General features: G+C 56.0%; 9 protein-coding genes. 5 read left to right on the forward strand and 4 right to left on the reverse strand.

Going from position 1 to position 14063, the window contains the following annotated elements; all coding sequences use genetic code 11:
* The first annotated feature begins 11 nt into the window (after positions 1 to 11).
* Positions 12 to 662: a response regulator transcription factor RcsB gene (gene rcsB / locus ACOTXF_RS17520; protein WP_003859405.1), complete on the forward strand. Its 651-nt coding sequence runs from the start codon at positions 12 to 14 to the stop codon at positions 660 to 662.
* A gap of 78 nt (positions 663 to 740) precedes the next feature.
* On the opposite strand, the gene rcsC is transcribed toward rcsB, so the two are convergent.
* Positions 741 to 3587 carry a two-component system sensor histidine kinase RcsC gene (gene rcsC, locus ACOTXF_RS17525; protein WP_047747624.1) on the reverse strand — a complete coding sequence of 949 codons (2847 nt, stop codon included), beginning with the start codon at positions 3585 to 3587 and terminating at the stop codon, positions 741 to 743.
* Positions 3588 to 3722: 135 nt separating this feature from the next.
* A complete protein-coding gene (gyrA, locus tag ACOTXF_RS17530) occupies positions 3723 to 6359 on the reverse strand; it encodes a DNA topoisomerase (ATP-hydrolyzing) subunit A (protein WP_021241538.1) in 2637 nt (878 codons plus the stop codon).
* A gap of 146 nt (positions 6360 to 6505) precedes the next feature.
* Between gyrA and ubiG the strand changes: the two genes are divergently transcribed.
* The 4 genes from ubiG (at position 6506) to yfaE (ending at position 11307) form a co-directional block, all read left to right on the forward strand.
* Positions 6506 to 7234 (forward strand): bifunctional 2-polyprenyl-6-hydroxyphenol methylase/3-demethylubiquinol 3-O-methyltransferase UbiG, encoded by a 729-nt coding sequence (gene ubiG / locus ACOTXF_RS17535; protein ID WP_021241539.1) that lies wholly within the window; start codon positions 6506 to 6508, stop codon positions 7232 to 7234.
* Between the two features lie 348 nt (positions 7235 to 7582).
* The gene (gene nrdA, locus ACOTXF_RS17540; RefSeq protein WP_008500237.1) at positions 7583 to 9868 is read left to right on the forward strand and encodes a class 1a ribonucleoside-diphosphate reductase subunit alpha; all 2286 of its coding nucleotides are present in this window, start codon (positions 7583 to 7585) and stop codon (positions 9866 to 9868) included.
* Positions 9869 to 9922: 54 nt separating this feature from the next.
* On the forward strand, positions 9923 to 11053 hold the full coding sequence (gene nrdB, locus ACOTXF_RS17545) for a class Ia ribonucleoside-diphosphate reductase subunit beta (RefSeq protein ID WP_025913162.1): 1131 nt from the start codon (positions 9923 to 9925) through the stop codon (positions 11051 to 11053).
* Positions 11053 to 11307 (forward strand): class I ribonucleotide reductase maintenance protein YfaE, encoded by a 255-nt coding sequence (gene yfaE / locus ACOTXF_RS17550; RefSeq protein ID WP_023294104.1) that lies wholly within the window; start codon positions 11053 to 11055, stop codon positions 11305 to 11307. Before nrdB ends, yfaE begins: the two co-directional genes overlap by 1 nt.
* A gap of 89 nt (positions 11308 to 11396) precedes the next feature.
* Here yfaE and glpQ read toward each other — a convergent pair whose 3' ends face one another.
* The gene (glpQ, locus tag ACOTXF_RS17555) at positions 11397 to 12452 is read right to left on the reverse strand and encodes a glycerophosphodiester phosphodiesterase (protein ID WP_047747625.1); all 1056 of its coding nucleotides are present in this window, start codon (positions 12450 to 12452) and stop codon (positions 11397 to 11399) included.
* Between the two features lie 11 nt (positions 12453 to 12463).
* A complete protein-coding gene (glpT, locus tag ACOTXF_RS17560; RefSeq protein ID WP_008500232.1) occupies positions 12464 to 13816 on the reverse strand; it encodes a glycerol-3-phosphate transporter in 1353 nt (450 codons plus the stop codon).
* Between the last annotated feature and the right edge of the window lie 247 nt (positions 13817 to 14063).

A 14063-nucleotide genomic window follows, 5' to 3' on the forward strand; every position in this document is an offset into this window, starting at 1 on the left:
TAGCCTTATACATGAACAATATGAACGTAATTATTGCCGATGACCATCCGATTGTACTGTTCGGTATTCGCAAATCACTTGAACAGATCGAGTGGGTGAATGTAGTCGGTGAATTTGAAGACTCTACAGCACTGATCAATAACCTCCCAAAGCTTGATGCACACGTGCTCATTACCGATCTCTCCATGCCCGGAGACAAATACGGTGATGGGATCACGCTCATCAAATATATTAAACGTCACTTCCCGGATATCTCGATCATTGTTCTGACCATGAACAACAACCCGGCGATCCTGAGCGCGGTACTGGATCTGGATATCGAAGGGATTGTGCTGAAACAAGGCGCACCGACCGATCTGCCTAAAGCGCTTGCGGCGCTGCAGAAAGGCAAGAAGTTCACGCCTGAAAGCGTTTCTCGTCTGCTGGAAAAAATCAGCGCGGGTGGCTATGGTGACAAACGTCTGTCGCCGAAAGAGAGTGAAGTTCTGCGCCTGTTCGCAGAAGGTTTCCTGGTGACCGAGATTGCCAAGAAGCTGAACCGCAGTATTAAAACCATCAGCAGCCAGAAGAAATCAGCGATGATGAAACTGGGTGTGGACAATGATATTGCGCTGCTCAACTATCTCTCCTCCGTGACGCTGAGTGCAACTGACAAAGATTGATCTCCGCTGTCTATGCCGGGTGGCGCTCACGCTTACCCGGCCTACAGACCCCGCAGAAAAGGTCCTTGCGGGCCTTTTTTATTGTCTCGTTTTCCTTACCCGATCCGCATAGACGGACAACGTCTGCTTCAGCACGTCCAGCGTCACCGGTTTCGACAGACAGCTGTCCATGCCTGACTCCAGACAGCGCTGCTTCTCTTCCGCCAGCGCGTTCGCCGTTACGCCCACCACCGGCAGCGTCAGGCCAAGCTGCCGGATGCGCTGCGTCAGACGGTAGCCGTCCATGTTAGGCATGTTGACGTCGCTCAGCACGATATCAATATGATTCTTACTCAGCACGTTCAGCGCATCCACGCCGTCATTGGCGGTTTTGCACTGGTAGCCCAGCGATCCAAGCTGGTCAGCCAGCAGGCGGCGGTTAATCGGATGGTCATCCACCACCAGAATCATCATATCGTCATTCACCGACGCCAGAGACTCCGGTGACGGCAATCCGCCCGCGCCGTCGCGCTCTTCCAGCTCCACTTTGTAGATGCGTGCCAGCAAGCTCAACAGCTCGTGCGGCGTCGCAACACTGTGTACCCATTCCCCAGGCGCGCGCTCGACGGGAATGCCGATGTGGCGACGGCAGAAGAGCGCCGACCCTCTCCCCTGCCACGGCTGCTCCTGCATCTCGTCGGCGATCAGCACATCGTCAACGTCCGGTGTTTGACCTTCATAGCGGCACACCCTCACGCCGCAGTGGGTCAGCAGCGCCGTCAGATAGTCATTCAGCGAGGCGTTATGCACCGCCAGCCAGCAGCGCTTATCGCTCAGCCCGTCTACCGTGGCTTTTGCCGGATATTGCGCCGAATAGAGCGGAATGCGGATGGTGAACTGGCTGCCCATGCCGGGCTCGGTATCCACGGAGATATCGCCGTCCATCATGCTGACGAGCTTCTCACAAATCGCCAGCCCCAGTCCGGTGCCCTGGAAGTTACGCTGCACGCCGGTACCGACCTGGAAGAACGGATCGAACAGACGAACCACCTCCTTCGCCGGGATGCCAACCCCCGTGTCGCGCACGCGAATGCTCAGGTAATCCCCTGCCCGGCAGACGTGCAGCACAATACAGCCGGTATCGGTAAATTTGATGGCGTTGCTGAGCAGGTTAGAGATGACCTGCTGCAGGCGCATCGGATCGCCGTGCAGCGTCAGCGGCACGTCCGGTTCGATAAAGCAGTAGAGCCCCAGCTGTTTACGCACCACCAGCGGCAGATAGTTGGCGCTGATGTGGTTCATCACCTCGCGCGGTGAAAACTCGCGCGGCTCGATTTTCAGCTGCTCGGACTCAATTTTAGAGAAGTCGAGAATATCGCTGATGATTTTCAGCAGCAGGCTGGAGGAGTTGTTCATCGCCGTCACCAGCCGGTCGACGCCTTTCGGCAATTCCTTCGTCTGCAGCAGATCGAGGTTACCGATAATCCCGTACAGCGGCGTACGCAGCTCGTGGCTGACGGTCGCAAGGAACATGGATTTTGACTGGCTGGCCTGCTCCGCCGCCTGCGCCATCTCCTGCAACGACTCTTCCATCTTCACGCGCGCGGAGACATCCACCAGCACGCAAATCGCCACGTTTTCATTGCGATAGCGGGAATGGACAAAGCTGATCTGCAGGTTGGTGTGCGTACTGGTGAGCACGTCAACGAAGTTAACCTGCTGACCGCAGATAATCTGCGTCAGCCTCTGCCGGTCTTCGTGCGTCAGCATGTTCAGGTAGTTATGCGCCAGTTCGTTACTCAGAATGTTGGTCCCGTCCTGGGTACGCAGGATACAGATCCCCACCGGCGCCGAGGCAACAATCTTGCGGTTAAACTGCTCGTGTTCCTCCAGGCGCTGGGCGTCGCTTTCGGCGGGAATAAAGATTTTCCGCTCATACATGCGCGCCAGCGTAAACAGCGCGCCCCCCGCCAGCAGGTTGAGCAGAATTGCATTCATGATAAGAATGCGTATCCGCTCAAGTACCATATCCACCGGCAGCGAATAGACGATACTCAGCGACGAAGGCGGCAGGCTCTTCTTCAGCACCAGCTCGCGGAAGCCCGAGGTATAGCCAAACCACGACCGTTCCTGCATCCAGTGCGGTTCGACGTTCAGCCGGTTATCGGGCCCGGCAAGCGAGATCAGCTGATGGCCGTTTTCATCCAGAATGGTCACCCCCATGGGCAGGCTGCCAGGGGTGAAGAAGTTTTCCATGCGGATGGTCTGCTCAATCCCCATCAGCGCCTGCAGGCGATTACCGAGATAAACCGGCGTCAGGGCATAGAAATAGCCCACGCCGGGGCGCGGGCCCTGGCTCACCCAGAAGATGTTATTCCCGCGCTCGTCCTGTGGGGCATTGCGGTATTTCACAATACGTTCATGCAGGCTTTTCAACGCATTGTCACGCTCAACGGGCACGTCGCGCAGGCCAAAGTCAGCCATGCAGAGATTTTCGCTGCCAATCAGGAAGACGCGGTTCAGGTCATAGGCGGCGGAGAAATTGTCGCGCCAGTAGCGCATAAACCAGGCTAGCGATTCCAGCGACCCGCGCCAGGTATTGCTCATGGTGGAGCAATCGGAATCCGGGAACAGCGGCTGGAAGTCCGGAACTTCGGTTTTGTCGTTACGCCCGCGGAGCGCAAGAATACCGTTTTCCGCCGTCAGACGATTCTCGGCAATATACTTCAGCTCCTTCATGACGTCAGACGTTCGCTGAATGTAGCGCTGGGCCTGGTCGGAGCTTAAGTTAAACTCCTGGCGGATCTCCGCTTCTTTCTGATGCAGCGCATTAACGATGTAAAACACCGAGAACAAGGCCACCAGCAGCCAAAGCAGGAGCGCCAGCGCTCTAAACAGATAGCGAGAGACTTTCAGCGTAGTACGAAAGGAGACGAGGTATTTCAAGGGGGCGAGGCTCCGCCGTCGGGGTCAAAAGAATGTGGTTAAGGTAGCGGTAAACGCGCCAGGTCGCAACGTTGACTTATCTGCTTCTGCAAAAGAAAAGGGCCGGAATCCGGCCCTTTTTTACATCATGAGACATTACTCGTCAGCGTCATCCGCTACGTCATCGTCGGTGTCGGCTTCTGGCGCGATGTCCTCATCGCCTTCCGCGACGCTACCGTCGATGGAGTCGAGCTCTTCGTCATCCACCGGCTCGGCAACGCGCTGCAGACCCACCACGTTTTCATCTTCCGCTGTACGGATGAGGATCACGCCCTGAGTGTTACGACCCACCACGCTGATCTCAGACACGCGGGTACGCACCAGCGTACCGGCATCGGTGATCATCATGATCTGGTCGGCATCGTCTACCTGCACCGCGCCGACAACGGAACCGTTGCGCTCGGTCACCTTGATGGAGATAACGCCCTGCGTGCCGCGAGACTTGGTTGGGTATTCCCCTTCCGCCGTACGTTTACCGTAACCATTCTGCGTGACGGTCAGGATAGCCCCTTCACCGCGCGGAATAATCAGAGAAACAACGCTGTCTTCGCCAGCCAGTTTGATACCACGCACGCCCGTCGCGGTACGGCCCATTGCACGGACGGCGTCTTCTTTGAAGCGCACCACTTTACCGGCCGCAGAGAAGAGCATGACTTCATCGGAGCCCGAGGTCAGATCCACGCCAATCAGCTCGTCGCCTTCGTTCAGGTTCACGGCGATAATACCGGCAGAACGCGGACGGCTGAATTCGGTCAGCGCGGTTTTCTTCACGGTACCGCTGGCGGTCGCCATAAAGACGTTCACGCCCTCTTCGTACTCGCGTACCGGCAGAATGGCGGTGATACGTTCGTTCGCTTCCAGCGGCAGCAGGTTAACGATTGGACGACCACGTGCGCCACGGCTTGCTTCCGGCAGCTGATAGACTTTCATCCAGTACAGACGACCGCGGCTGGAGAAGCAGAGGATCGTGTCATGGGTGTTCGCCACCAGCAGGCGGTCAATAAAGTCTTCTTCTTTAATACGTGCTGCAGATTTACCTTTACCGCCACGACGCTGTGCTTCGTAGTCGGTTAACGGCTGATACTTCACGTAGCCCTGGTGAGACAGGGTCACCACAACGTCTTCCTGGTTGATCAGGTCTTCGATGTTGATGTCCGCGCTGTTGGCGGTGATTTCGGTGCGGCGCTCGTCGCCGAACTGATCGCGGACCAGCTCCAGCTCTTCGCGGATCACTTCCATCAGGCGCTCTGCGCTGCCCAGGATATGCAGCAGCTCAGCAATCTGTTCCAGCAGCTCTTTGTATTCGTCGAGCAATTTTTCATGCTCAAGGCCGGTCAGTTTCTGCAGACGCAGATCCAGAATCGCCTGGGCCTGCTGTTCAGTCAGGTAGTATTGACCGTCACGCACGCCGAACTCAGGTTCCAGCCATTCAGGACGCGCCGCGTCATCGCCCGCACGTTCCAGCATCGCGGCGACGTTGCCCAGATCCCACGGACGGGAAACCAGCGCGGTTTTCGCTTCCGCCGGGGTTGGCGCACGACGGATCAGCTCGATGATCGGGTCGATGTTGGCCAGCGCAACCGCCAGCGCTTCAAGGATGTGCGCACGGTCGCGCGCTTTGCGCAGTTCGAATATGGTACGACGGGTCACCACTTCACGGCGGTGACGGACGAACGCGCTCAGGATCTCTTTCAGGTTCATGATCTTCGGCTGACCATGGTGCAGCGCAACCATGTTGATACCGAAGGAGACCTGAAGCTGCGTCTGGGAGTACAGGTTATTCAGGACAACCTCACCCACCGCGTCGCGTTTGATCTCAATCACGATGCGCATACCGTCTTTATCAGACTCGTCACGCAGCGCGCTGATGCCTTCAACGCGTTTTTCTTTTACCAGCTCGGCGATTTTTTCAATCAGACGCGCTTTGTTCACCTGATACGGGATCTCGTGAACAATAATGGTTTCACGGCCGGTTTTGGCGTCCGCTTCTACTTCAGCGCGGGCACGGATGTAAATCTTGCCGCGGCCGGTACGGTACGCTTCTTCAATGCCGCGACGACCGTTGATGATCGCCGCTGTCGGGAAGTCCGGGCCCGGGATGTGTGCCATCAGCCCTTCAATGCTGATATCTTCATCGTCGATATAAGCCAGACAGCCGTTGATCACCTCGGTGATATTGTGCGGCGGAATGTTGGTTGCCATACCGACCGCGATACCGGAAGAACCGTTCACTAACAGGTTCGGGATCTTGGTGGGCATCACATCTGGGATGCGCTCGGTGCCGTCGTAGTTATCGACGAAATCAACGGTCTCTTTTTCCAGGTCGGCCATCAGCTCATGAGCGATTTTCGACATACGGATTTCCGTATAACGCATCGCCGCAGCGGAGTCGCCGTCGACTGAACCAAAGTTACCCTGACCATCTACCAGCATGTAGCGCAAGGAGAATGGCTGCGCCATACGAACGATGGTGTCATAAACGGCGATATCACCATGCGGGTGATATTTACCGATGACGTCACCGACGACGCGGGCAGATTTTTTATAGGCTTTATTCCAGTCATTGCCCAATACGTTCATGGCGTATAGTACGCGACGGTGTACCGGCTTAAGGCCATCGCGGACGTCCGGCAGCGCACGGCCAACAATGACCGACATCGCATAGTCCAGATAGGAGCTCTTCAGCTCTTCCTCGATGTTAACCGGTGTAATTTCTCTCGCAAGGTCGCTCATCTAACCGCTATCCCTCTACTGTATCCCGGATTCAAAGGTCGCAAATTATAACACAGCCGAGATGATTGAGGTAAACCTATACGCTTTATTCACAGGGATTGCCTGATATACTCATTCGTCTTGCTAAATAAGGAGTAAAAGCGCCCATGAATGCCGAAAAATCCCCGGTGGCTCACAACGTTGACCACGAAGAGATTGCCAAATTTGAAGCGGTGGCGTCCCGCTGGTGGGATCTCGAAGGCGAGTTCAAACCGCTGCACCGTATTAACCCGCTGCGTCTGGGCTATATCGCGGAGCGCTCCGGCGGTCTGTTCGGTAAAAAAGTGCTCGATGTCGGCTGCGGTGGCGGTATCCTGGCGGAAAGCATGGCGCGCGAAGGGGCGAACGTCACGGGCCTGGATATGGGCTTTGAACCGCTGCAGGTTGCTCGTCTTCATGCGCTGGAGTCTGGCATACAGGTGGACTACGTGCAGGAAACCGTGGAAGAACACGCGGCAAAACATGCCCATCAGTACGATGTGGTAACCTGCATGGAGATGCTGGAACACGTTCCCGATCCGCAGTCCGTGGTGCACGCCTGTGCAAAACTGGTGAAACCGGGTGGACAGGTCTTCTTCTCGACCATCAACCGCAACGGTAAAGCCTGGCTGATGGCCGTCGTTGGCGCGGAGTATGTGCTGCGCATGGTGCCGAAAGGCACGCATGACGTGAAGAAATTCATCAAGCCTGCGGAACTGTTAAGCTGGGTCGACCAGACGTGGCTCAAGGAGCAGCACATCACCGGTCTGCACTACAATCCGCTGACCAATAAATTCAAACTCGCACCGGGCGTTGATGTTAACTATATGTTGCATACAACCGCCAAAAACGATTAACGTCATTCGTTATTCTTATAAAGATTGCGCGACATCATGTTGCGCAATTCTGACCGCCCGTTGAAGAAATCAGCACTCGATCAAATTTTGAATTTTTTTTCTTAATTATTGACATGTCTTCCAGGCCTTACAGCACGAGGACTTAGCCTTTTTTACCCTTTCACAACCTCAATTTAACGTCAAAATCAACCCTTGTACTGAAAAGAATCCTTACTAGAATACTCACCATATAGCGTTTTTCTTATCGCAAACCCCCTATATGTAGTATTTATCCACAGAGTTAGTCACAAGACGGTTCTGTGGATAAGCGGGGGATATTTTTTTATTTCACGGACAGGTAAACCCCACATGAATCAGAGTCTGCTGGTGACAAAGCGCGACGGTACTACCGAGCGTATCAATCTGGACAAAATCCATCGAGTTCTCGACTGGGCAGCAGAAGGACTGAACAACGTATCTATCTCCCAGGTTGAACTGCGTTCACACATCCAGTTCTACGACGGCATCAAAACGTCTGATATCCACGAAACGATCATTAAAGCGGCGGCGGACCTCATCTCCCGCGAAGCACCGGATTATCAGTACCTCGCTGCACGTCTGGCGATTTTCCACCTGCGTAAAAAAGCCTACGGCCAGTTTGAGCCGCCGAAGCTTTACGATCACGTGGTGAAAATGGTTGAGCTGGGCAAATACGACACGCATCTGCTGGAAGACTATACGGAAGAAGAGTTCGAGCAGATGAACGGGTTTATCGATCACTGGCGCGACATGAACTTCTCCTACGCGGCGGTGAAGCAGCTCGAAGGCAAATACCTGGTTCAGAACCGTGTAACCGGTGAGATCTACGAAAGCGCCCAGTTCCTCTATATTCTGGTGGCCGCCTGCCTGTTCTCCAACTATCCGCGTGACACCCGTCTGGATTACGTGAAGCGTTTCTACGATGCGGTATCGACGTTCAAGATTTCACTGCCGACGCCAATCATGTCTGGCGTGCGCACCCCAACCCGTCAGTTCAGCTCCTGCGTACTGATCGAGTGCGGTGACAGCCTGGATTCCATCAACGCCACGTCCAGCGCCATCGTGAAATACGTTTCCCAGCGTGCCGGTATCGGCATCAACGCCGGTCGCATCCGTGCGCTGGGCAGCCCGATTCGCGGCGGTGAAGCGTTCCACACCGGCTGTATCCCGTTCTATAAGCACTTCCAGACGGCGGTAAAATCCTGCTCTCAGGGCGGCGTGCGCGGCGGTGCTGCGACCTTGTTCTACCCTATGTGGCACCTGGAAGTGGAAAGCCTGCTGGTCCTGAAAAACAACCGTGGTGTTGAAGGCAACCGCGTGCGTCACATGGACTACGGCGTGCAGATCAACAAGCTGATGTACACCCGTCTGCTGAAGGGCGAAGAGATCACCCTGTTCAGCCCGTCCGACGTCCCGGGCCTGTATGACGCGTTCTTCGCCGATCAGGACGAATTCGAGCGTCTGTACACCAAATACGAAAAAGACGACAGCATCCGCAAGCAGCGCGTGAAGGCGGTGGACCTGTTCTCCCTGATGATGCAGGAACGTGCCTCTACCGGCCGTATCTACATCCAGAACGTTGACCACTGCAACACCCACAGCCCGTTTGATCCGGTGGTTGCACCAGTGCGCCAGTCTAACCTGTGCCTGGAGATCGCCCTGCCGACCAAACCGCTGGAAGACGTGAACGACGAAAACGGTGAAATTGCGCTGTGTACGCTGTCCGCGTTCAACCTGGGCGCAATCAAGAGCCTGGACGAGCTGGAAGAGCTGGCCGTGCTGGCGGTTCGTGCGCTCGACGCCCTGCTGGACTACCAGGATTACCCAATCCCGGCCGCGAAACGCGGTGCGATGGGGCGTCGTACCCTGGGTATCGGCGTGATCAACTTCGCCTACTGGCTGGCGAAAAACGGCAAGCGTTACTCCGACGGCAGCGCCAACAACCTGACGCACCAGACGTTCGAAGCGATTCAGTACTACCTGATGAAAGCGTCCAACGAGCTGGCGAAAGAGCAAGGCGCGTGCCCGTGGTTCAACGAAACCACCTACGCGAAAGGCATTCTGCCGATCGACACCTATAAGAAAGACCTGGATGCGATCGTCAGCGAGCCGCTGCACCTCGACTGGGAAGGCCTGCGCGAGTCCATCAAGACTCATGGCCTGCGTAACTCCACGCTCTCTGCCCTGATGCCGTCCGAGACCTCTTCGCAGATCTCTAACGCCACCAACGGTATTGAGCCGCCGCGCGGCCACGTCAGCATCAAAGCCTCGAAAGACGGCGTGCTGCGTCAGGTGGTACCGGATTACGAGACGCTGGGTGACAACTACGAGCTGCTGTGGGAAATGCCAAACAACGACGGCTACCTGCAGCTGGTGGGTATCATGCAGAAGTTTATCGACCAGTCGATCTCTGCCAATACCAACTATGACCCGACGCGCTTCCCGTCCGGCAAGGTGCCGATGCAGCAGCTGTTGAAAGACCTGCTCACCGCCTACAAGTTTGGCGTGAAAACGCTGTACTATCACAACACCCGTGACGGTGCGGAAGACGCGCAGGATGACCTGGTTCCGTCAATTCAGGACGATGGCTGCGAAAGCGGCGCATGTAAGATCTAATGTAAATGCCGGGTGGCGCTACGCTTACCCGGCCTACGTTTTTAGGACACACTCATGGCATATACCACCTTTTCACAGACGAAAAACGACCAGCTCAAAGAGCCGATGTTCTTCGGCCAGCCGGTCAACGTGGCACGCTACGATCAGCAAAAATATGACATCTTCGAAAAGCTGATTGAAAAGCAACTCTCCTTCTTCTGGCGTCCGGAAGAAGTGGACGTCTCCCGCGACCGTATTGACTACCAGTCTCTGCCGGATCACGAAAAACATATCTTCATCAGCAACCTGAAGTACCAGACGCTGCTGGACTCCATTCAGGGCCGTAGCCCGAACGTGGCGCTGCTGCCGCTGATCTCGATTCCTGAGCTGGAAACCTGGGTGGAAACCTGGGCGTTCTCCGAGACGATCCACTCCCGCTCTTACACCCACATCATTCGCAACATCGTGAACGATCCGGCAGTGGTGTTTGACGATATCGTCACCAACGAGCAGATCCAGAAGCGCGCGGAAGGCATTGCCCATTACTACGACGAGCTGATCGAGATGACCAGCTACTGGCACCTGCTGGGCGAAGGCACCCACAACGTGGATGGCAAAACCATCACCGTGAACCTGCGCGCGCTGAAAAAGCAGCTGTACCTGTGCCTGATGAGTGTTAACGCGCTGGAAGCGATCCGCTTCTACGTCAGCTTCGCCTGCTCCTTCGCCTTTGCCGAGCGCAAGCTGATGGAAGGCAACGCCAAAATCATCCGTCTTATTGCCCGCGATGAAGCCCTGCACCTCACCGGTACCCAGCACATGCTGAACCTGCTGCGCAGCGGCACGGACGATCCGGAGATGGCGGAAATCGCCGAAGAGTGCAAGCAGGAGTGCTATGACCTGTTCGTGCTGGCGGCTCAGCAGGAGAAAGAGTGGGCAGACTACCTGTTCCGCGACGGCTCCATGATTGGCCTGAACAAAGACATCCTGTGCCAGTACGTTGAGTACATCACCAACATCCGCATGCAGGCGGTCGGTCTCGACCTGCCGTTCCAGACGCGCTCTAACCCTATCCCGTGGATCAACACCTGGCTGGTGTCCGATAACGTGCAGGTTGCGCCGCAGGAAGTAGAAGTGAGTTCTTATCTGGTCGGTCAAATTGATTCTGAAGTCAACACCGACGACCTGAGCGACTTCCAGCTCTGATGTCACGCGTCACGTTACGTCTTTCCGGCACTGAGGTTCTGTGTCGGGAAGAGCACCCTTCTCTGCTGGTAGCGCTTGAGGCGCATCAGGTCGAAGTAGAGTACCAGTGTCGTTCCGGCTACTGCGGCTCTTGCCGCTGCCGTCTGGTCGCCGGCCAGGTGGACTGGCTGACCGAACCACTGGCCTTTATCAACGAAGGGGAAATTTTGCCCTGCTGCTGCCGGGCAAAAGGCGATATCGAGATCGAGATGTGATGGTGTCGGGTGGCGCTTCGCTTACCCGACCTACAAAACCGCAGTTCGTAGGCCGGGTAAGGCGCAGCCGCCACCCGGCAATTTCAGCGTTAATCCTTCAGGAAGCTGACCGCTTTATCCGGGAAATCCGTAAACAGTCCGTCCACGCCCGCCTGGTTATATAACACCTCATAAAGCTGATTCACATCCGTGGCATACGGCGGCAGCTGGTCTGCACGCACGGTGTACGGATGCACCTGCATCTTGCTGGCATGCGCCTCTTTCACCATCGCCGTCAGCTTCACGTGTCCCGGCGTTGAGCCTTCCGCCACCAGCATGTGGTAATCCGGCCCGATGCCGTCGGCGTACTGCGCAATCTGCTTCATCGCACCCGGCTTAAACATCCAGTCGTAGCTGTAGTTCACCCACTTGCCGTCCGGCTGCTTCTCCTGGGTTTCATTCCAGTCGGTATAGGCAATCAGCTGCACCAGATTGAGATCCATCCCCATCTTCGGCTCCAGCTCGGTTTTGATGCGCTTCAGCTCGGCGGCGTCAAAACACTGCAGGTAGACTTTGTCCTGCTTGCTGGTGTAGCCGTACTGTTTGAGCACCTCCAGCGTCTTCGCGGCAATGTCTTTCCCTTCCTGATGGTGGAACCATGGGGCTTTGATTTCCGGGTAGATGCCGATGTTTTTACCGGTGGAGTGGTTCAGTCCCTGAACAAACTCAATCTCTTCCTGGAAGGTATGGATCCGGAAGTCAGATTTGCCCATCGGGAAACGTCCCGAATAGACCTGCACCTTCTTGCCGTTTTCAATCTCGAAGCCTTCGGTGAACTTCAGGGAGCGGATCTCCGCCAGCGTGAAGTCAATGGCGTAGAAGCGGCCATCTTTGCGGGCGCGATCCGGGAAACGCTCTGCCACGTCCGTCACGCGGTCAAGATAATGGTCGTGCAGGACGACCAGCTGGTCGTCCTTCGTCATCACCAGATCCTGCTCCAGGTAATCCGCCCCCTGCGCATAGGCCATCGCTTTTGCCGGCAGCGTATGCTCTGGCAGATAGCCGCTCGCACCGCGGTGGGCAATAACGATTTTATCCGCCGCCAGCGCGGAGCCTGTCATCAGGCCCGCCAGCAGCAGGCCGGTTGCTAACTGAGTTAATTTCATCGCAAAGCTCCTTATTGACGACGCGCCAGCACTTCCGCGTGGTGACGTTTTTCACCGATCATCACAACAATCAGCAGCAGTACCGCCAGCACGCTTCCGCCGATCATCACCATAAAGCCGCCGTCCCAGCCGAAGAAGTCAACGGTATAGCCCACGATGGCGCTCGCCGCGACCGAACCGCCGAGGTAGCCGAACAGGCCGGTAAAGCCCGCCGCCGTTCCCGCCGCTTTCTTCGGCGCCAGCTCCAGCGCGTGAAGACCGATCAGCATCACCGGACCGTAAATCAGGAAGCCGATGACGATCATACAGGCCATATCCACACCCGGATTTCCCGGCGGGTTGAGCCAGTACACTACCGTTGCGATAGTCACCAGGGTCATAAAGAAGACGCCCGTCGCACCGCGGTTGCCCTTAAACACCTTGTCCGACATCCAGCCGCAAATCAGGGTGCCCGGGATACCGGCGTATTCATACAGGAAGTACGCCCAGGAGGATTTATCCAGCGCGAAGTGCTTCACCTCTTTCAGGTAGGTCGGGGACCAGTCCAGAATGCCGTAGCGCAGGAGATAAACGAACACGTTGGCGACCGCGATGTACCACAGCAGCTTGTTCGGCAGGACGTACTTCATAAAGATTTGCTTCGCGGTCAGCTCTTCTTCGTGCTTCTCGCTGTAATCATCCGGATAGTCGTTTTTGTACTCTTCAATCGGCGGCAGGCCGCAGGACTGCGGCGTATCGCGCATCAGGGCGAAAGCAATAATCGCCACCAGAATGGCACCAAAGGCAGGCATATAGAGCGCCGCGTGCCAGTCGTTGAACCAGGCCATCCCCAGCAGGAACAGCAGCGGCGGAATACCGCCGCCCACATTATGGGCGCAGTTCCACACCGACACGATGCCGCCGCGCTCTTTCTGCGACCACCAGTGCACCATGGTGCGTCCGCACGGCGGCCACCCCATTCCCTGGAACCAGCCGCAGAGAAACAGCAGCACGAACATGATGGCAATGCTGGAGGTTGCCCATGGCACAAAGCCCATAAACAGCATCACCGCTGCCGCAAGGATCAGACCGGCAGGCAGGAACACGCGCGGATTAGAGCGATCCGACACGGAACCCATGATGAATTTGGAAAAACCGTAGGCGATGGATATCCCCGACAGCGCGAACCCCAGATCGCCGCGGGAGAAGCCCTGCTCCACCAGATACGGCATGGCGAGCGCGAAGTTTTTACGTACAAGGTAGTACGCCGCATACCCGAAGAAGATCCCCAGGAAGATTTGCCAACGCAGACGGCGATAGAGCGGATCTATTTCTGCCTCTGGCAGACGCGCCCTGTGGGGCGCAGGTTTGAAGATACTGAGCATAACAGCCTCCGTGGCCTTGAAATGAATGAGCAGGTGGCTCGCACCTGAATTCCAGAGGCGGGGATGTTAAGAAACCACGGTGATTGTTACTGTGAATCAACGCACAGATTGTTACAGAAATATGACAGAATGCGCAAAAAAGCGCATGAAATCACGTTTCACTTTCGAATTCCGCGCGTTTATGTTCGAAATCAAACAAACCACAAAATTACTATGGCTAAATGATAAAAAACGAACATAGAGGGTA

Source organism: Enterobacter cloacae complex sp. IR53041 (assembly GCF_049238285.1).
In the GTDB taxonomy this organism is placed as follows: domain Bacteria; phylum Pseudomonadota; class Gammaproteobacteria; order Enterobacterales; family Enterobacteriaceae; genus Enterobacter; species Enterobacter roggenkampii.

Excerpts from the sequence above, each read along its gene's own strand:
- gyrA (WP_021241538.1), bottom strand. The coding sequence starts at position 6,359 with ATGAGCGACCTTGCGAGAGAAATTACACCGGTTAACATCGAGGAAGAG.
- glpQ (WP_047747625.1), bottom strand. The coding sequence starts at position 12,452 with ATGAAATTAACTCAGTTAGCAACCGGCCTGCTGCTGGCGGGCCTGATG.
- yfaE (WP_023294104.1), top strand. The coding sequence starts at position 11,053 with ATGTCACGCGTCACGTTACGTCTTTCCGGCACTGAGGTTCTGTGTCGG.
- glpT (WP_008500232.1), bottom strand. The coding sequence starts at position 13,816 with ATGCTCAGTATCTTCAAACCTGCGCCCCACAGGGCGCGTCTGCCAGAG.
- nrdA (WP_008500237.1), top strand. The coding sequence starts at position 7,583 with ATGAATCAGAGTCTGCTGGTGACAAAGCGCGACGGTACTACCGAGCGT.
- nrdB (WP_025913162.1), top strand. The coding sequence starts at position 9,923 with ATGGCATATACCACCTTTTCACAGACGAAAAACGACCAGCTCAAAGAG.
- ubiG (WP_021241539.1), top strand. The coding sequence starts at position 6,506 with ATGAATGCCGAAAAATCCCCGGTGGCTCACAACGTTGACCACGAAGAG.
- rcsB (WP_003859405.1), top strand. The coding sequence starts at position 12 with ATGAACAATATGAACGTAATTATTGCCGATGACCATCCGATTGTACTG.